The organism is Flavimaribacter sediminis (assembly GCF_019492055.1).
Classification (GTDB): Bacteria; Pseudomonadota; Alphaproteobacteria; order Rhizobiales; family Rhizobiaceae; genus Flavimaribacter; species Flavimaribacter sediminis.
In genome coordinates, this window is the sequence record NZ_JAICBX010000002.1 from 936,936 (window position 1) to 956,272 (window position 19,337).

General features: G+C 61.9%; 16 protein-coding genes. 5 read left to right on the forward strand and 11 right to left on the reverse strand.

The window, feature by feature from the left end; all coding sequences use genetic code 11:
• Window positions 1-76 precede the first annotated feature (76 nt).
• From hrpB to K1W69_RS12645, 3 genes are all read left to right on the forward strand, one after another.
• The gene (gene hrpB, locus K1W69_RS12635) at window positions 77-2,536 is read left to right on the forward strand and encodes an ATP-dependent helicase HrpB (RefSeq protein WP_220228701.1); all 2,460 of its coding nucleotides are present in this window, start codon (window positions 77-79) and stop codon (window positions 2,534-2,536) included.
• Between the two features lie 37 nt (window positions 2,537-2,573).
• Complete coding sequence (locus K1W69_RS12640; RefSeq protein WP_220229323.1) at window positions 2,574-3,875, forward strand: ActS/PrrB/RegB family redox-sensitive histidine kinase; 1,302 nt, start codon at window positions 2,574-2,576, stop codon at window positions 3,873-3,875.
• A gap of 85 nt (window positions 3,876-3,960) precedes the next feature.
• Complete coding sequence (locus K1W69_RS12645; protein WP_220229324.1) at window positions 3,961-4,521, forward strand: ActR/PrrA/RegA family redox response regulator transcription factor; 561 nt, start codon at window positions 3,961-3,963, stop codon at window positions 4,519-4,521.
• Window positions 4,522-4,531: 10 nt separating this feature from the next.
• Here K1W69_RS12645 and K1W69_RS12650 read toward each other — a convergent pair whose 3' ends face one another.
• The gene (locus tag K1W69_RS12650; protein ID WP_220229325.1) at window positions 4,532-5,029 is read right to left on the reverse strand and encodes an MmcB family DNA repair protein; all 498 of its coding nucleotides are present in this window, start codon (window positions 5,027-5,029) and stop codon (window positions 4,532-4,534) included.
• A gap of 236 nt (window positions 5,030-5,265) precedes the next feature.
• Here K1W69_RS12650 and K1W69_RS12655 point away from each other — a divergent pair, with 236 nt between their 5' ends.
• Complete coding sequence (locus K1W69_RS12655; protein WP_370688259.1) at window positions 5,266-5,910, forward strand: L,D-transpeptidase; 645 nt, start codon at window positions 5,266-5,268, stop codon at window positions 5,908-5,910.
• 79 nt (window positions 5,911-5,989) lie between these two features.
• Here K1W69_RS12655 and K1W69_RS12660 read toward each other — a convergent pair whose 3' ends face one another.
• The 10 genes from K1W69_RS12660 to K1W69_RS12705 form a co-directional block, all read right to left on the reverse strand.
• Window positions 5,990-6,784, reverse strand: coding sequence for an FAD binding domain-containing protein (locus K1W69_RS12660; RefSeq protein WP_220228703.1), 795 nt, complete (start codon window positions 6,782-6,784; stop codon window positions 5,990-5,992).
• Between the two features lie 23 nt (window positions 6,785-6,807).
• Window positions 6,808-9,156: a xanthine dehydrogenase family protein molybdopterin-binding subunit gene (locus tag K1W69_RS12665; protein ID WP_220228704.1), complete on the reverse strand. Its 2,349-nt coding sequence runs from the start codon at window positions 9,154-9,156 to the stop codon at window positions 6,808-6,810.
• A 118-nt stretch (window positions 9,157-9,274) separates the two neighbouring features.
• The gene (locus tag K1W69_RS12670; protein WP_220228705.1) at window positions 9,275-9,763 is read right to left on the reverse strand and encodes a (2Fe-2S)-binding protein; all 489 of its coding nucleotides are present in this window, start codon (window positions 9,761-9,763) and stop codon (window positions 9,275-9,277) included.
• Window positions 9,764-9,975: 212 nt separating this feature from the next.
• Window positions 9,976-10,722 carry an SDR family oxidoreductase gene (locus K1W69_RS12675; RefSeq protein WP_220228706.1) on the reverse strand — a complete coding sequence of 249 codons (747 nt, stop codon included), beginning with the start codon at window positions 10,720-10,722 and terminating at the stop codon, window positions 9,976-9,978.
• Between the two features lie 20 nt (window positions 10,723-10,742).
• A complete protein-coding gene (locus K1W69_RS12680; RefSeq protein ID WP_220228707.1) occupies window positions 10,743-12,206 on the reverse strand; it encodes an aldehyde dehydrogenase family protein in 1,464 nt (487 codons plus the stop codon).
• A gap of 5 nt (window positions 12,207-12,211) precedes the next feature.
• Window positions 12,212-13,849: an ABC transporter ATP-binding protein gene (locus tag K1W69_RS12685; protein ID WP_220228708.1), complete on the reverse strand. Its 1,638-nt coding sequence runs from the start codon at window positions 13,847-13,849 to the stop codon at window positions 12,212-12,214.
• The gene (locus K1W69_RS12690; protein ID WP_220228709.1) at window positions 13,849-14,718 is read right to left on the reverse strand and encodes an ABC transporter permease; all 870 of its coding nucleotides are present in this window, start codon (window positions 14,716-14,718) and stop codon (window positions 13,849-13,851) included. Before K1W69_RS12690 ends, K1W69_RS12685 begins: the two co-directional genes overlap by 1 nt.
• On the reverse strand, window positions 14,715-15,665 hold the full coding sequence (locus tag K1W69_RS12695) for an ABC transporter permease (RefSeq protein ID WP_220228710.1): 951 nt from the start codon (window positions 15,663-15,665) through the stop codon (window positions 14,715-14,717). The genes K1W69_RS12690 and K1W69_RS12695 overlap by 4 nt, the downstream gene beginning before the upstream one ends.
• A 63-nt stretch (window positions 15,666-15,728) precedes the next feature.
• Window positions 15,729-17,219, reverse strand: a complete 1,491-nt coding sequence (locus tag K1W69_RS12700) for an ABC transporter substrate-binding protein (protein ID WP_220228711.1) — start codon at window positions 17,217-17,219, stop codon at window positions 15,729-15,731.
• Between the two features lie 70 nt (window positions 17,220-17,289).
• On the reverse strand, window positions 17,290-18,582 hold the full coding sequence (locus K1W69_RS12705; protein ID WP_220228712.1) for an acetylornithine deacetylase/succinyl-diaminopimelate desuccinylase family protein: 1,293 nt from the start codon (window positions 18,580-18,582) through the stop codon (window positions 17,290-17,292).
• An 85-nt stretch (window positions 18,583-18,667) separates the two neighbouring features.
• On the opposite strand from K1W69_RS12705, the gene K1W69_RS12710 reads away from it, so the two are divergent.
• Window positions 18,668-19,237, forward strand: a complete 570-nt coding sequence (locus K1W69_RS12710; protein ID WP_258571016.1) for a LuxR C-terminal-related transcriptional regulator — start codon at window positions 18,668-18,670, stop codon at window positions 19,235-19,237.
• The last annotated feature ends 100 nt before the right edge of the window (window positions 19,238-19,337 follow it).

Consider the following 19,337-nt stretch of genomic DNA (forward strand, 5'->3'; position numbering starts at 1 on the left):
TTGAACAGGATGGGCGGATTGCCGCCAGCCGCCCGCTGCTGATAGACAGGGAAGCCACTATCGAAACCGGCAGACCATGAAACCCGAGCTTCCCAGACTTCCTGTCAGCGCCGTCCTGCCCGACCTTCTGTCGGCGATGGCGAGGTCGCAAAATGTCGTGCTTGCCGCGCCGCCGGGCGCTGGCAAGACAACGCTGGTCCCGCTGCATCTGCTCGACGAACCGTGGGCGATGCAGGGACGAATCATCATGCTTGAGCCGCGAAGACTGGCGACGAGAGCCAGCGCCCGGCAGATGGCGCGTCTTCTCGGCGAAAAGGCCGGCCAAACCGTCGGCTACAGGACCCGGCTTGATACACGGGTATCCGGCGACACACGCATCGAGGTGGTGACGGAAGGCGTCTTCACCCGCATGCTACTGGACGATCCCGATCTGCCCGGCGTCTCTCTTGTCATATTCGACGAATTTCACGAGAGGTCGCTGGACGCCGATTTCGGACTGGCGCTGGCGCTCGACGTGCAATCGGCGTTGCGCGAGGATCTGAGGATTCTCGTCATGTCGGCGACGCTCGACGTCGCGCGCGTCTCCGCCCTGCTCGGCGATGCGCCGGCAATCGAAAGCGCAGGGAGAAGTTTCCCGGTCGATCTGCGTTATGAGGAGCGCCCTTCCGGGATTGATATCGCAGCTTTTATGGCGCGCATCATCCACCGGACGCTCGATACGGAAGAAGGCTCCATACTCGCCTTTCTGCCGGGACAGGCCGAAATCAGGCGAACGGCCGAAGCGCTGGAGAAGGATCTGCCGGGCGACGCCGTGATCGCGCCGCTCTTCGGCAACCTTTCGGGCGCCGAACAGGACGCCGCAATCCGGCCGGCCGAACCCGGGCGGCGGAAGGTCGTTCTCGCTACGTCAATCGCCGAAACGTCAATCACCATCGAAGGCGTGAGGATCGTCATCGATAGCGGACTGCAGCGCCAGCCGGTTTATGAAGCAGCCACGGGAATCACCCGGCTGGATACCGTTCGGGTGTCGCGCGCCTCGGCAGACCAGCGCGCCGGCCGCGCCGGACGGACCGCGCCGGGCACAGCGATCCGGTTGTGGCGTCGCGAACAGACGGATTCCATGATCGCCTTTACGCCGCCGGCGATCCTCGCGAGCGACCTGAGCGGCTTGGTACTCGACTGCGCCTCCTGGGGCGTGACCGATCCGTCGAGCCTCGCCCTGATCGATCCGCCGCCGACGGCGGCAATTGCCGAGGCGCGCAAGCTGCTGGTCTCGCTGGGCGCGATCGATCACAGCTTTGCAATTACGCCAAAAGGCGAGACGATGCGGCGTCTCGGCCTGCCGGCGCGCCTCGCGGCAATCGTGATCGCGGCTGCGGAGACAGGCGCAGCGGCCACCGCCGCGCAACTGGCCGTACTTGAAGGCGAGCAGGGGCTTGGGGGCAACGCGACGGATCTGGAGCACCGTCTCTCCCGTTTCCGCAGCGACAGCAGCCCGCGGGCGAAATCCGCCCGTTCGCTGGCACAGCGCATCGCCGTCAAGGCCGGCGGCGCAGAGAAGGACGAACAAATCGCGGCAGGTCCCCTGTTGCTCGCGGGGTATCCCGACCGGGTGGCGATGCGGCGCGGCAGCGACCATGGGCGCTGCTTCTACAGCCTCGCCAATGGCCGCGGCGCCTTCCTTGAGGAGAGCGATCCGCTATCGAACGAAGAATTGCTGGTGGTGACCGATCTCACAGGGCAAACCGCTTCGCAACGCATCCTGTCGGCGGCGCGGATCGACCTGACCGATATCGCCTCCCGCATTGAGGAAAGCGAGGAATTCCGGTTTGACGCAGACAGCGGCGCTGTCCGGGCCCGACGCGCCAGGCGTCTCGGCCGGCTCCTCCTGGGCGAGGTCGCATTGCCCGTCAAGGCCGGCGCCGAAGCGTCGCACGCTCTTGCGGAAGGCATTCGCAAGGTGGGACTGAACACGCTCCCCTGGAGCCAGGAATGCCAGCACTTTCGCGCCAGGATCGGATGGCTGCGTCGAACGCTGGACGATGAATGGCCGGACCTTTCGGACGACACGCTTGAAAATACCATGGACAGGTGGTTTGAACCCTTCCAGCCGAACGTGACGTCCATCCGGGAGATCGACGTCTCCGCCCTGACGCACGGTCTTCGCTCGCTGGTCGATCCTTCCCTTCTGGCGCAGATAGACCGACTTGCCCCAACGCATTTCACCACGCCGGCGGGTTCCCGGCTGCCCGTCGACTATTCCGGCGACGCGCCAGCGCTCTCCGTGCGCGTGCAGGAACTGTTCGGGCTGAAAAGCCATCCAGCCATCGCCGGTGGTTCCGCGCCGCTGGTTCTTGAATTGCTGTCGCCGGCCCACAGGCCGATCCAGACCACCCGCGATCTGCCCGGTTTCTGGACCGGCTCGTGGCGGGACGTCCGCGCCGACATGCGCGGACGCTATCCAAAACATCACTGGCCGGAGGATCCCGGCGCCGCCGAGCCGACAAGCCGCGCCAAACAGAACAAAAGACGGTAGACTTATGATTTCGGCAGGTTAGATCAGTTTCATGGCTATGGAATATTCGACCTATATCGACGCGGCGCGCGATTCCGGCAGGCTCCGCATCCAGACACTGATCCGGCTGCGCGTGCTCGCCATCATTGGCCAAAGCGTAACCGTCCTGGGAGTCGCGTACGGCCTTGGATTCGATGTCCCGGTCGCCGCCTGTTTCGCCCTGATCGCGTTGCTTGCCGTCTTCAACGTGGTTTTGAGGGTTTGCTATACGACCACCCATCGGCTGGAACCGGCGACCTCGACGCTGATCCTCAGCCTCGACACGCTCCAACTGGCGGGTCTGCTCTATATGACCGGCGGTCTCGACAATCCGTTTTCCCTTCTCATATGCGTTCCGGTGATTATCGCGTCTGCGTCGCTACCGGTGCGATATATCGTAATCGTCGGCTGCGTGGCGGCCGCCGCTGTCACCGTGATCGCCTTCTACCATTGGCCATTGCCCTGGCATGAAGGCGCTGTGTTCAAGTTTCCGCCAGTTCTGCTTGTCGGCTCCTGGATCGCCATCGTGTCGACATCGGCCTTCGCCGCCTTCTACGCCTATCGCGTTTCGGCTGAAGGCCAGGAACTTGCGCAGGCGCTCGCCGCCACGGAATTCGCCCTGCAACGTGAACAACACCTCTCCGCGCTCGACGGTCTGGCGGCCGCAGCAGCCCATGAACTCGGGTCGCCTCTCGCCACGATCACCATCATTGCGCGTGAAATGGAAAAGGCGCTCGGCGGTGATGAACGCTATGGCGAGGACGTGCATCTTCTGAAAAGCCAGAGCGAACGCTGCCGCGACATCATTCGCCGGCTCACCACGCTCTCCAGTTCGGGCGAGGCGCATCTGCGAAATCTTCCACTCACGTCGCTGATTGAGGAGGTGATCGCGCCACACCGAGAGTTCGGCGTGGAGATCCAGGTCGAGCACAGTTTCGACGATGGCGGCGAGCCGGTCGGCAGGCGCAACGCCGGCATTGTTCATGGTCTCGGCAATCTGGTGGAGAACGCCGTCGACTTCGCCGGTTCTGTCGTGCGCGTCGAAACGCGCTCCGACAAGAATCGCGTCCGCGTCACAATCACCGATGACGGCCCGGGATTTACTCCCGAGGTGCTGACGCGCATCGGCGACCCCTATGTCACCAGACGGTCGCGCAACGCGAATTCAAGCGCCGGAGGCATGGGCCTCGGACTGTTTATCGCAAAAACCCTGCTTGAGCGCTCGGGTGCGACGCTGGCCTTTTCCAATGCCGCGGGCGGTGGCGCGCAGGTGACGATTACATGGCCGAGAAAAGCGATGGTGGCTGACGCGGAAGTCTGATCGCCGGACGGGGTGCGACACTATTGGCTTTTTTGTTTCAGGGCCTTATGTAGCAATCAACGATACAGGAAACGATCTGATGAGTATGGCGCCAGAGAGCGAAGCAGTCGAGATTCTCGGCGAGGACCGGTCGCTTTTGCTTGTCGATGACGACGGGCCATTCGTCCGCCGTCTCGGCAGGGCCATGGAAAGCCGCGGATTCGAAGTAACCCTTGCCGAATCAATCGCAGAAGGACGTGCGGCGATCCGGAGCAAACCGCCGCAATATGCAGTTATCGACCTGCGGCTCGAGGACGGAAACGGTCTTGAACTGATCGAGGCGCTCCGCAAGGTTCGCGAGGATACGCGAATCGTAATGCTGACCGGCTACGGCAATATCGCGACCGCCGTGAATGCGGTAAAACTCGGCGCGATCGACTATCTGTCGAAACCCGCCGACGCAGACGATGTCTTCGCGGCCCTGACCTGCAAGCCGGGAGAGAAGGTCGAGCCGCCGGAAAATCCGATGTCAGCGGATCGGGTACGCTGGGAACATATTCAGCGTGTCTATGAAATGTGCGATCGTAACGTGTCGGAGACGGCAAGGCGGCTCAACATGCACCGCCGGACCTTGCAGCGTATTCTTGCAAAGCGCGCGCCGCGCTGAAGTTTCCGAGTTAAATTATCCCGTCATCCGCAGCCTGCTGATAGGCAAGTTGTTCGGCATAAAGCAGCCTGTCGGCGCTCGCACGGGCGAACCGCAGCGTAAGCGCCTTGCGGCTGGCCGGCGGCAGACGGTGTTCCGGGGCGTCGCGCATGATCTCGGCGCCGTAGCCGTCCGACAGGATCATCCCGCAATCATCCGGAAAGATTTCCAGCGGCACGCCCGGATGTGTGGCGAAAAACAGACGATCGCAATGCAGCCGATAATCAGGCCATTTGGAGTCGACCCGAAAATCCTCAATCGACGATTTGATTTCGACGATCCAGATTTCTCCCTTGGCGGATAGGGAGACGAGATCCGCCCGCCTGCCGCTCGCGAGGCCGAGCTCCGGCAACATGGCGTGCTGCATGTCGCGCAACAGCTTCTGAACGCCGCGTCGCACGAGCAAAGCCCGCTCGGACTGGCGGCCGTCTACAAGCGTGGGTTCCGGATGGGGCGATACGATCGGCATTGTCGAAAACGGAGATACGACTCGTTTGTTGCGGTTTCGTTCCATAATACCGCTCCATCCGCCTGATGGGAACCGCCAGCGGACAGTTGTAGGAAAGACATACTGGCAAGGAGAATGACAGTTTTTTGATTTATCTGGACAAGGAAGCACTTGCCAATCCGGGATTTATACAAATAAACCATGAATATCGCAGAGTTTGTTCGAAGCGATCGCAATAGGGGACGTGTGTGACTTTGATAGATAGAAGAGGAGCTCTCGCTTTTCTGGGTCTGGCCGGCTTAACTGCATTGGCTGGGTGCACGACAAGCGGGCCGCAATTCACGGAACAGGTATTCACGAGTGAATACGGCGCCGTGAAGGATGGCGGCTACACCATACCGGCTGTTCCCATTGACAGGGTTCCAACACAGTTTCACCGGCAGGTTGTCACCTATCGGACAAAGGAAAAGCCTGGAACAATCATCGTGGATACCCGCAGCCGGCACCTCTACTATGTCATGCCGGGCAACAAGGCGATGCGCTACGGAATTGGCGTCGGGCGCGCCGGATTCGCCTGGGAAGGCGAGGCCTATGTGTCCTGGAAGCAGCCTTGGCCGCGCTGGCATCCGCCGAAGGAAATGATCGCCCGCGATCCGCGGCTCAAGAAATACGCCGATGGCGGCCAGGCGCCGGGTCTTGGCAACCCTCTGGGCGCTCGCGCGCTTTACCTGTTCGACAACAATGGCAAGGACACGCTCTACCGGCTGCACGGCACGCCCGAATGGAAATCGATCGGAACGGCCGCCTCGTCCGGCTGCATCCGCCTGATGAACCAGGACATCATCGATCTTTATTCCCGGGTTAAACCAGGCAAAAGCGCCAAGGTCGTCGTGATTCAGTAAATTTCCCAAACACAGTTTAACAACAACGGCCCGGCTGCTCATTGCAACCGGGCCGTTTTCAATTGATGGTCGCGTCGGGTCAGGCCGCGGCGACCGCGCGTTTCGCCATTACCTTGACGAGGTGGGCGCGATATTCGGCGGTGCCGTGGATATCCGACAGCATGCCGCCCGGATCGACGCTGACGCCGTCGAGCGCATCGGGAGAGAAACTGCCTGAAAGCGCCTGCTCCATGTCGGACGCGCGATAGACGCCGTCCGATCCGGCGCCGGTGACGCCGACGCGCACCGTTCCGCCCTTTTTCGCCACGAACACCCCGGCCATGGCGTACCGCGACGCCGGGTTCGGGAACTTCTGATAGGCGGCGCTGTCCGGCGCCTCGAAAGACACAGCGGTGACGATTTCATCGTCGCCAAGAGCCGTCTCAAACATGCCGACAAAGAAGTCGTCGGCCGCAATTTCCCGCTTGTTGGTGTGGATGGTTGCGTTCAGCGCAAGCATGGCTGACGGATAATCGGCGGCGGGATCGTTGTTGGCGATCGATCCGCCGATCGTCCCCATATGGCGTACATGTGGATCGCCAATATGAGAGGCAAGGCCCGCGAGCGCCGGGCAGGCGCTCTGGATATCGGCAGAACCAGCGACTTCCGCATGGGTCGTTCCGGCGCCGATTTTCACGACGCCGCCGCTGACGGAAATGCCCTTGAGTTCGGCGACGTGACGCAGATCGACGACGTCTGTTGGCGCGGCAAGCCGCTGTTTCATCGTCGGAATGAGCGTCTGCCCGCCGGAAAGCAGTTTTCCTTCCTCGGCCGCCGCCAGCATCTGTTCGGCCTCCGAAAGCGAGGAAGCCCGGTGATAATTGGTCGCATACATGTGAGTACCCTTTCCTCGAATTCCTATTTCGCGTTCAGAGCGGCCCAGACATTCTGGGGCGTCGCCGGCATGGAAAGATCATTGTTGCCGATCGCATCCGTGATCGCATTGATGAGCGCTCCCGGCGAACCGATGGCGCCTGCTTCGCCGCACCCCTTGATCCCGAGTGGATTGGAGGGGCAAGGCGTCGTCGTTGTCAAGACGTTGAAGGACGGCAGGTCATGGGCGCGCGGCATGGCGTAGTCCATGTAGCTGGCCGTCAGCAATTGTCCTGACTCCGGATCGTAGGCGCACCCTTCGAGCATCGCCTGGCCAATTCCCTGCGCGACGCCGCCATGAACCTGGCCCTCGACGATCATCGGATTGATGATGTTGCCGAAATCGTCGGCCGCCACGAACTGTATGATCTGCGTGGTTCCGGTGTCCGGATCCACTTCGACCTCACAAATATAGCAGCCGGCCGGGAAGGTGAAGTTGGACGGATCGTAGAACGACGTCTCCTTCAGCCCCGGCTCCATGCCGTCCGGCAGATTGTGCGCAGTGTAGCAGGCAAGCGAAACTTCGTGCCATGCAAGCTTCTTGTCGGTGCCGGCGACCTTGACCTCGCCGTTTTCGATGACGATGTCGCTTTCATCGGCCTCGAGCAGGTGGGCGGCGACCTTCTTGGCCTTGGCCTCGACCTTGTCGAGCGCGCCGGCGATCGCCGACATGCCGACAGCGCCCGAGCGGGAGCCGTAGGTTCCCATGCCCATCTGCACCTTGTCGGTGTCGCCGTGAACGATGGAGATTGAATCCAGGCCGACCCCGAGGCGTTCCGCGACGAGCTGCGCGAAGGTGGTCTCGTGACCCTGGCCGTGGCTGTGCGATCCCGTCAGTACCTCAATAGTGCCGACGGCGTTGACCCGCACTTCGGCTGATTCCCATAGCCCGACGCCGGCGCCAAGCGAACCGACGGCCTTCGACGGCGCGATGCCGCAGGCCTCGATATAGCAGTTGAAGCCGATGCCGCGCAGCTTGCCGCGAGCTTCGGCCTCCGCCTTGCGGGCCGGGAAACCGGCGTAATCCGCGGCTTCCATGGCGACGTCCAGCGACGCTTCGAAATCGCCCGCATCATAGGTCATGATGACCGGCGTTTCATGCGGGAATGTCTTCACGAAGTTGATGCGGCGCAGTTCCGCCGGATCCATGTCGAGCTGCCGCGCCGCCGTCTCCATGGCGCGTTCCACCAGGTAGGAGGCTTCAGGCCTCCCCGCGCCGCGATAGGCGTCGACGGGGGTGGTGTTTGTATAGACCGTGCGGACATTCGCGAAGATGTTCGGAATGTCATACTGGCCGGAAAGCAGCGTCGCGTAGAGATAGGTCGGCACCGACGACGAAAACAGCGACATGTAGGCGCCGAGGTTGGCGAGCGTGTCGATCTTGAAGGCGGTAATCTTCTTGTTCGCGTCGAGGGCGATCTTGATAGTCGACAAATGATCGCGGCCATGGGCGTCCGTCATGAAGGACTCAGTCCTGTCCGCCACCCATTTGACCGGTACGCCGGTGCGCTTTGAAGCCCACAGGCAGACGATCTCTTCCGGATAGATGAAGATCTTGGAGCCGAAGCCTCCGCCGACATCGGGCGCAATGACGCGCAGCTTGTTTTCCGGCGCGACGTTGTAGAAGGCGCTCATGACGAGCCGCGCCACATGCGGGTTCTGCGACGTCGTCCAGCAGGTATAGTGATCCTCGCCCGGATCATAATGCCCGAGGGTCGCCCGCGGCTCCATGGCGTTGGGGATCAGCCGGTTGTTCGAGACTTCCAGTTCGACGATATGGGCCGCGTCCGAAATCGCTTCTTCCACCGCGGTCTCGTCGCCGATCGTCCAGTCGAAGACCAGATTGTTTTCCGCCACAGGATGGATTTGCGGCGCGCCGGGCTCGACGGCCGTCACGAGATCGGTGACCGCGTCCAGCTCCTCGTAGTCGATCACGACCTTTTCGGCCGCTTCCCGCGCGATCGCCTTGGTTTCGGCGACGACGATCACGACCGCCTCGCCGACATAGCGCACCGTATCTCCAGCCAGCGGACGCCAGTCGCCCATTTTCATGGGAGAGCCGTCGCGGGAATGGATCATCCAGCCGCAGATCAGATTGCCGATGCCGTCGGCCGCAAGCTGATCGCCATCGAGGACGTCGATCACGCCCTCAACCGCCAGCGCCTCGCTTTTGTCGATGCCCTTGATCCTGGCGTGGGCGTGCGGGCTGCGCACGAAAATCGCGTGTTTCATGCCAACGACATTCATGTCGTCGGTATAGCGACCTTTGCCCGTGATGAAGCGCCTGTCTTCCTTGCGCGCAACGCGGGCGCCAATTCCTTCTGCAACTCCCATGGAACTTCTCCTCCCAAATCCGGAGCATGACGCTCCAGTGCAGAGTCCGGATTCCACGCTGCCGCGCCGGTGACCAACCGGACGTTACGGAGGCGAGCGGACTCCCGTAATTGTCCGGTTATTCGGCAGCCTGCCTGGCGCCGCCGATTTCAGCGGCTGCAGCGAGGATCGACTTGACGATATTGTGGTAGCCCGTGCACCGGCAGATATTGCCTTCGAGTTCCGAGCGAACCGTCGCTTCGTCGAGATCGCCGCCATGACGTTCGATCATGTCGACCGCAGCCATGATCATGCCCGGCGTGCAGAAGCCGCATTGCAGGCCATGATTCTCGTGAAAGGCTTTCTGCACCGGGTGCAGCACGTCGCCATTCGCAAGGCCTTCGATCGTGGTGACCGACGAACCGGACGCCTGAGCCGCCAACATTGTGCACGACTTGACGGCCTTGCCGTCCACATGCACAACGCAAGCGCCGCATTGCGACGTGTCGCAACCGACATGGGTGCCGGTGAGCGCGAGATTGGAACGAAGAAATTCGACGAGAAGCGTTCTGTCCTCGGCTTCGCCGCTGACTGTCCGCCCGTTCACCGTCATTGATATGCTTGCCATCGATTTCCTCCCAGGAAACGATACTTGACTGACACAACGCAGGGTCCTGCGTCATTTTTCGGTCCGGCCGCGCGGTCGTGGAGAACGACCGGCAACAGACGGAGCAACGACTGGAGTATTTTTGCTGTCGCTAGAATCGACATAGATTTTAATTACTCCAATTCAATGGAGCCAGCGAAACGGTCCGGTGTCAAGTGTGAAGGTCAGCAGGTCTATATGCAGCGGCCGCCATCGACCTCCATGATCACGCCCGTCACCATGCCGGCCTCGTCCGAGCACAGGAAACACGCCGCATTGCCCATATCCTCAGGCGTCGAGAAGCGACCGATCGGTATCGTTGAAAGAAACTTCGCGCGCATCTCCGGCGTGTCCTCGCCCATGAAGCTCTTCAGCAACGGGGTCTCTCCCGCGACCGGGGCAATCGCGTTGACGCGAATGCCCTGAGGCGCCAGCTCCACAGCCATTGTCTTCGTCGCCGTGATCATCCAGCCCTTGGAGGCGTTGTACCAGTTTAGCCGCGGCCGGGGACTGACGCCGGCGGTGGAAGCGACATTCATAATGGCGCCCTGCTTCCGGCTTTTCATGTGCGGAACGATGCTGCGCGCCGTCAGGTAAACGGACTTGACGTTGACCGCCAGCACCCTGTCGAAATCCTCCTCCGACACGTCTTCCATCGCCATTGGCAGATGCGTGACGCCGGCGTTGTTGATGAGGATGTCGATCGCGCCAAAGGCGTCCAGCGCCGCCTGCGTCATCGCCTCAACGCTTTCGCCTTTCGACACGTCCACGGCTTGCGCGACGGCGGCGTCGCCGAGTTCAGCGGCGAGGGCCGCCGCCGCCTCGCCATTGACGTCGGCGATCATGACCCGGGCGCCTTCACTGACGAATTTTCGCGCGATGCCGGCGCCGAATCCGGACGCGCCTCCCGTCACGATGGCCGATTTTCCTTCAAGCCGCATGCTTTTCACTCCCCTTGTTTCTATCCGTGATGGGCGGCGACGGTCTTGAGGACCGAGAAACCGTAGAGGGCTTCGAAACCCTTTTCGCGTCCGTGACCGGATCGGCCGACGCCGCCAAACGGCAGTTCGACGCCGCCTCCGGCGCCGTAGTTGTTGATGAAGACCTGGCCGGACCTGATGGCCTTCGCCATGCGCATCTGTCGCGCGCCGTCGCGCGTCCACACGCCGGCGACCAGACCGTAATCGGTGCCGTTGGCGATTGCGACCGCCTCGTCCTCGCTGTCGAAAGGAATGATGACCTGAACGGGGCCGAAGATCTCGTCCTGCGCAAGGCTGTGACCGGGCGCGACGCCTTCGACCAGAGCGGGCGCAACGTAATACCCGTTGCCCGGCGCATCATCGACGATACGACCGCGGGCGACAATATTCAGCCCGCTCTCTTCCGCGATACCGACGAAACCGTCGACGATCTGCTTTTGCCTGGCGGAAATCAGCGGACCGACGTCGAGATCGGAGGCGGCCGGCCCGACTTTCAAACTCTCGTAGCGCTGCGCCATCCGCTCCACGACCTGATCGTAGACCGAACGATGCGCGAGAATGCGCGAGGAGGCGGAGCATGTCTGCCCGGCGTTCTGGATTCCGGCGTTGACGAGGAAGGGCAGCGCCTTGTCGAGATCGGCGTCGTCGAAAACGAGCTGCGGCGATTTGCCGCCGAGCTCCAGCGTGACGGGAACCACGTTTCGCGCCGCAGCCGCCTGAACCAGCCTGCCGACGGCGACCGATCCGGTGAAGGAAATATGATCGACGCCGGTATGGGCCGTCAGCGCAGCGCCCGCCTCTTCGCCGAGACCAGGCACAACATTGAGCGCTCCGTCCGGCAGGCCGGCGTCCCGGGCGATCCGGGCAAAGGCCATCGCGGTCAGGCAAGCCTCCTCCGCCGGCTTCAATACTGCGGCGTTGCCCATGGTCAGGGCGGCGCCGACGGACCGGCCGATGATCTGCATCGGATAGTTCCAGGGAACGATGTGACCGGTGACGCCATGCGGCTCGCGCAGCGTGTAGACGGTGTAGCCGTCGAGATAGGGAATGGTCTCGCCATGGATCTTGTCGGCGGCGCCGCTGTAGAATTCCATGTAGCGTGCAAGCGCGATCGCATCGTTGCGCGCCTGGGTGAGTGGTTTTCCGACATCGGCGGCTTCCAGCTCGGCAAGCATGTCGACATGGTCCAGCACCAGCTTGCCTATGCGGGCAAGCACCCGGCCCCGCTCGGCCGCCGGAAGCCTGCCCCATTCGCCGTCAAGCGCCGTCCTGGCGGCTGCAACGGCGGCGTCAACATCAGCCGCCTTGCCGCGGGCGATCTCGCCCATGGTCTCGCCGGTCGACGGGTTCTCGATCGGCAAGGTCTCGCCGTCCGCCGAAGCGATCCAGTGACCCCCGATGAAACATTTTGCCGGGCTGAAGCCCGGATTGTCGGGACGTTCCATTTCAATCATCTTTCAGAATTGCGGTGTTCGCGCGCCTCACGGGCGCTCAACGCCGCGTCCAGAATCGGCGTCGCAGCCAGAAGCTCCTTCGTATAGGCGTGTTGCGGATTGAGGAAGACGTCTTCCGTCGGTCCTTCCTCGACGATTCTTCCCGCCTTCATTACCATCACGCGGTCGGTGATTGCGCGCACGACCGACAGATCATGAGAAATGAACAGGTAGGATACGGCCAGCCGGTCGGACAGATCGGCAAGCAGGTCGAGGATCTGCGCGCGGATTGACACATCGAGCGCCGACACCGCCTCGTCGAGCACGATCAGCGACGGTTCAATGATCAGCGCGCGGGCGATGGCGATCCGCTGTCGCTGACCGCCGGAAAATTCGTGAATGTATTTGTCGGCGTCCGAGGCCCGCAGGCCGACATCGGTCAAGGCGCTGACAATCCGCTCGCGGCGCTCGGCGCCTGTGGGTGGATTGTCGAGCAGATGGAACGGTTCGGTGATCAGCCGGTCCACCCGATGTCGCGGATTGAAGGAACTGTAAGGATCCTGGAAAACGACCTGCACCTGTCGCCGGCTTTTGATGTTTGGTCCGCCGCCCGATGAGGAGAACAGATCGCCATTGAGACGGATCTCGCCGCCCTGAATCGAATCGAGCGCCAGGATGGCGCGGGTGAGCGTCGACTTGCCGCAACCGCTTTCGCCGACGAGGCCGACATTCTCGCCCCGCGCAATTTTGAGCGACACGTTGTCAACGGCCCGAAATCGGCCAGGCGCGGAAAACAGCGACGTGCGCGGCAGCGCGTAATCGCGGATGACGTCGTCTACCTGCACGACCGGCGGTTTCGCCGCGTCGATTTCGTGCGTCTTGCGCTCCGGCACATGTCCGGACGCCTCGAACAGCGCCTTCGTGTAGGGATGCGACATTCGCCGGAACAGCGGAACGGTCTTTCCCTGCTCCACCACCTCTCCGTCTTTCATGATGGCGATCTCGTCCGCCATGTCGGCGACAACGGCGAGATCGTGGGTGATCAGCACCAGACCCATGTCGTCTTCCTCGACCAGCCGCTTCAGCAGGGTGAGGATCTGCGCCTGGGTGGTGACGTCGAGCGCCGTCGTCGGTTCGTCGGCGATGAGCAGTCGTGGCTTCAGGGCGATCGCCATGGCGATGACGACGCGCTGACGCTGGCCGCCCGACAGGTTGTGCGGGTAGCGGTCGAGCGGAAAACGGTCCTCCGGCAGACCGACGCGATTGAGCGCTTCCCTGGCGATCGCCATGGCGTCCCGGCGTGAGGTTCCGGTATGAATCAGGATTGTCTCGGCCACCTGGTCGCCGATGGTCTGCACCGGATTGAGCGCCGTCATCGGCTCCTGGAACACCATGCCGATATCGTTGCCGCGGATCCGGCACATCTCCTTCTCGCTGCATTCGTTGAGCGATCTGCCGTCCAGCCTGATATGGCCGGACCATTCCGATCCGCCCGGCAGGAGCTGCATGACGCTCATCGCCGTCATCGATTTTCCCGAGCCGGATTCCCCGACAATGCCCAGAACCTTGCCGGCCTCCAGGAAGAGGGAGACGTCGCGCAGGATCGGCAATCCATAAATCGAGAGGTTCAGCTTTTCGATTTCGAGCAGGGACATCAGCGCGCCCTTCTCAGCCGTGGGTCGAAAATATCGCGCAGGCCGTCGCCCATGAGGTTGAGGCCGAGGACGGTGAGCACAATTGCGAGACCCGGAAAGATGACGGTCTGCGGCGCAAGCGCGTAGAGCGTCTGGTGCTCGGCGAGCATGCGGCCCCAGCTCGGCAGCGGCGGCTGGGTGCCAAGCCCAACGAAGGCGAGACCGGCTTCGGCAAGGATGCCCAGTGAAAACTGGATCGTGCCCTGGACGATCAGCAGGTTGAGGATGTTGGGCAGAATATGTTCGGCGGAAATCCGCGCCTGGCCCTTGCCGGCGACGCGGGCGGCCAGCACGTAATCGCGGGTCCAAAGAGACAGGGCGGCGCCGCGCGCAAGCCGGGCAAAAACCGGAATATTGAAAATGCCGATGGCGATAATGGCGTTGATCGCTCCGGGTCCGAAGACAGCCGTGATCATGATGGCGATCAGCAGCGCCGGAAAGGCGAAGACGAGGTCGTTGCCGCGCATGATCACTTCGTCGAGCAGGCTGCCGTGGCGCGCGGCCGCCAGCAGCCCCAGCGGCACGCCGGCGACAATGCCGATGCCGACAGCAACGAGAGCAACCGCAATCGAGACGCGGGCGCCGACCATGATCATGGAAAAGATGTCACGACCGAAAATGTCCGTGCCGAACCAGTGTTCCAGCGACGGCGCTTTCAGCTTGTTCGGAATGTTGAGAACCGTGACGTCGTAGGGAACCCAGAAAAAGGAAATGACGGCCGCAAGGACGAAAAGCAGCGTCAGGAGAAAGCCGATCATGAAGCTTGGCGAGCGCAGCGCCGAGCCAAGAAGGCCGGACGCAGGCCGGGAGTTAAGCGACATGTCGCTCATGACCGCGCCCTCCTCAGCCTCGGATCGGCGATGGCGTAGGTCACGTCAACCAGGAATGTCACGAGAATGACGGCGAAGACGAGCAGCATTACAGCGCTTTTCACGACAATCAGGTCGCGCTGGGTGATCGCCTGGAAGATCAGGCTCCCCATGCCCGGAAAATAGAAGATCCGTTCGATGATGATCGCGCCGGCGAGCAGGAAGGAAAACTGCAGGCCAATGATGGTGAGCACCGGAATCAGCGCATTGCGGATGGCGTGACGCCACAGCGCCTGGCGACGGCTGAGACCCTTGGCGCGCGCAGTGCGGATGAAATCTTCGCCGAGCGTGTCGAGCAGCGAGGAACGCATGACGCGGGCAAGGATCGAGGCTTGAGGGAGCGCGAGCGCCACGGCGGGCAGGGTCATCGCCTTCATGCCTGCCCAGAAGCCGGCGTCCCAGCCGGGAAACCCGCCGGCGGAAAACCAGCGCAGAATGCCCGCGAAAACAAGCTGAAGCAGCATGGCGAACCAGAAATTGGGCACGGCGATGCCGAGCTGGGTGACGCCCATGATCGACACGTCTGTCGGCGAATTGCGTCTGGCGGCGGCGAGCACTCCGACAGGAAAGGCGATGAGCGTCGACAGCGTCAGAGCGTAGATGGTGAGCGGCAGCGACACCCAGACACGGTCGGCGATCAGGTTGCCGACAGGCACCTTGTAAGTGTAGCTCGTGCCGAACTCGCCGCGGAACATGCCGGTGATCCACTCCCAGTAGCGGACGAAGGCGGGCGCATCGAGGCCGAGGCTATCGCGCAGGGCGGCGACTGTGTCGGGCGCAGCGTTGAGGCCGAGCATGAACGACGCCGGGTCGCCCGGGACAACCTCGATAACCAGAAAAATGACGATGCTGGCCGCGATCAGGCTGAGCGCGAGAGATCCGATGCGTCTGGCCAGGAATGGGAGCATGAATTCAAATCGGACAAAGAAAAGACGGGAGCCCGTTCGGGCCCCCGTTCAGGTGCGTGTGGCTCAGTCTTCCCAGTAGACCGACGTCATGTCGTTCGCCTGGGTCGGACGGTTCGGCCAGATGCCCTTCAGCTTGGCGTTGACGACCCCGGTGTTGGCGAGCTGGAAGAGATAGCCGTTGACGTAGTCGTCGGCGATCTTCTTCTGGGCCGCCTGCAGCAGTTCGGTCCGCTTTGCGGGATCGGTCGTGTTGTTGAGATCTTCCATGATCTTCTGGAATTCCGGGCTGTCATACTGGAAATAGTAGTCCGGACGCGCATAGATGCCGATATCCATCGGCTCCGTGTGCGAGACGATCGTCAGGCCGTAATCCTTGCCCTTGAAGACCTGTTCAAGCCACTGCGCCCATTCCAGATTGCTGATCTCGGTTTCGATGCCGACATCGCGCAACTGCGCGGCGATGATCTCGCCGCCGCGGCGGGCGTAGGAGGGCGGCGGGAGTTTCAGCGTGGTGGTGAAGCCGTCCGCGAAACCGGCTTCGGCCAGCAGCTTCTTCGCCATTTCCGGATCGTAGTCCGACTGCGACGTCAGATCGACATAGGCCGGGTTATGCGGGGCGAAGTGGGTGCCGATCGGTGTACCGTAGCCGAACATTGCGCCATCGATGATGGCGCTGCGATCGATGGCGTGGGCCAGGGCTTCACGCACTTTCGGATTGTCGAAGGGCGGCTGCTTGTTGTTGGTCGAGAGGATGGTTTCGCCTTCCGTCGAGCCGACGACCACGTTGAAGCGCGGATCGGCTTCGAACTGCGCCAGGTTTTCCGGCGCCGGGAACGGCATGAAGGAATCGACATCGCCCGCCATCACCGCGGCAAAAGCTGCGTTCGGGTCCGAGATAAACTTGAAGGTGACTTTTTCAAGCTTCGCCGGCTCACCCCAGTAATCCGGGTTTTTCACGAGGTCGATATGGTCGCCCTCGACCCAGTCGTCGAACTTGAAGGCGCCGGTTCCAACCGGGTTGGTGGCGTTTGTGGCGGCCGTTTCCGGCGCGACGATAACCGCGTCGCCCCAGGCGAGATTGAAGAGAATGCTGCCGTTCGGCTTGGAAAGTGTAACCTTGACCGTAGAAGGATCGACGACCTCGACCGATTCGATGTCCGCATAGAGCGCCTTCTGGGCGTTTGTGGATTCTTCCGCATTGATGCGATCGAGCGAGAACTTGACGTCTTCGGCAGTGAAGTCGGATCCATCGTGAAACTTCACGCCTTCGCGCAGCTTGAAGGTGTAGACCTTGCCGTCGTCAGAGATTTCCCAGGATTCGGCGAGGCCCGGCACGACGCTGCCGTCGGAGGTGAAACGGGTCAGGCCCTCGAACACGTTCGAGTAGGTGACTTCGTCAATAGCGGCAGCCGCGCCGCCTGTCGGATCGAGATTCGGCGGCTCGAGCTGAGCGCCGAGCGTGACTTCCGTGTCGGCGGCGAATGCGGCCGGCGTCAACGCCGTCGAAACCGCCAGCACTCCGGCGATGGCGAATGTCCTGATGTGTGATTGCATAATCCGTTCTCCTGTAGTTCCCTGTTATTTATCGCTTATTGAAAACTGTTACTGCGGCCGCCCTGCGACTTCAAGCGCCGAGAAGATCCTCCAGAGACAGCGCCATTACCTTGGCCGAATCGATCATGTCGTCGACGCCGACCCATTCATCGGGCTGGTGGGCGAGATCGAGAATACCCGGTCCATAGGCGATACAGTCCTTCAACCGTCCGATGCGGTCAATATGCTTCTGGTCATATGTGCCGGGCGAGACGACGTATTCCGGCTTGCGCGCGAGCACCTGCTCGATCGACTTCGAGACAGAGCGCACGACCGGCGCGTCCTCGTCGGTCATGGTTGGGCTTACCTGCCACAGTTCCCGCAATTCGTAGGAAAAGCGGTCGCGTTCGCTCGTGAGCTTGTCGAGAATATCGACGATCTCCTGGCGCACTTCGTCAGCGTCTTCCTCGATCAGATAGCGCCGGTCGACGACCATGCGGCAGGAATCCGGCACGCAGGCGGAGGGAAATCCTGTGAAATCGGCTTCCGGTTCGGCCTGGCCGCCATGGAAGGAGTTGATGTTCATGGTCGACTGGCGCGCGCCTTCGGGCACGACCGGCATGGCGGTGTGCTTGTTGGCGAGCGCCGGATAGAGCGTGGTTTCGAACTCCTGAAGCACGGCGCCCATGTGTCGCACGGCGCAGTCTCCGAGAAACGGCATCGATCCGTGGGCGATGTGACCCTTCGTCTCGATCTCGGCCCACCACACGCCGCGATGACCAAGGCAGATACGGTCCTTGTTGAGCGGTTCGGGAATGATGACGTGCTGGACGCGCGACGGATCGAAATATCCCTGCTCGGCGAGCCAGGCGACGCCGCCATAGCCGCCGGTTTCTTCGTCCGCCGTTCCGGAAATCTCGATCGCGCCGGCGAAATCCGGTCGCGCGTCGATGAAGGCTTCCGCGGCGATAATCGAGGCGGCGAGCCCGCCCTTCATGTCACAGGCGCCGCGTCCGTAGATTTTTCCGTCTTCGAGTTCGCCGCCGAAAGGATCCTTCGTCCAGTCCTTTCCGGTTTCGACGACATCCGTGTGGGAGTTGAAATGCACGCACTTGCCCGGAACGCCGCCCTCGCGACGGGCGATGACGTTCCAGCGCGGATAGCGGTCACTGTCGCCCGGCGTGCCTTCGGCGCGCAGCAACTGGACCTCGAAACCACGCTTCTTCAGCCTTTCGGCAAGGTATTCGCAGATTTCAAGATAGGCTTCCCCCGGCGGATTGAGGGTGGGTATCCGGATCAGGTCCTGCGTGAGTGCAATGAGCTCGTCGCGGCGGGCGTCGATCAGGTCGAGATACGAACCGCGGACGGATTGCGCCACTCCCATGTGTTTTTCCCCGTTTGTCGCTATAAAGAAAGGGATATTTCCGCCGAGGGCGGATGACCGCAATACCGTGATACTACGAAACGTGATGAATTCGGACGCACCCGACAGCTTTCAGACCCTCAGCGCTATGGCCTTTGAACTGGCGCCTGTCGGCATTGTGCTGACCGAAGACCGCATGATCCGCGCCTGCAACACCACATTCGCAACCATATTCGGTTACGAGAAGCGCGAACTCATCGACCAGTCCTTCCGGATGCTCTATGCCTCGAACGAGGAATTCGAGCAGATGCGCGATATCGGTTTGAGGACGTTGCGCGAGGGCAAGCCCTACAGCGATGAGCGGATCATGCCGCGCAAGGACGGCAGCCTGTTCTGGTGCCGCGTCAGGGCGCACAGCCCGACGCCGGACGACCCGCTGCGGCGGACGATTCTCAGCTACGCCGACCTTTCCGGCCACCGCCCCTATGTGTCGCTGTCGGTGCGTGAACGCCAGATCATCACGCAATTGAGCAACGGGCGGACAAGCAAGGAGATTGCGCGCCAGATCGACATTTCACCGAGGACAGTCGAGTTCTACCGGTCGCGACTTTTGAAGAAATTCAAGGTCAGCAACGTGACCGAACTGCTCGCGCATCTGGGCGGAGCGCCGGAATAGCTGATCATTCGGCCTGCGCTATTTCCTAAGATATTGTTTTCGTTATTCAATTTCATTTTCTGGCTTTGTTTCGGGATTTTGCGATTTCAAGGCCGTTTTG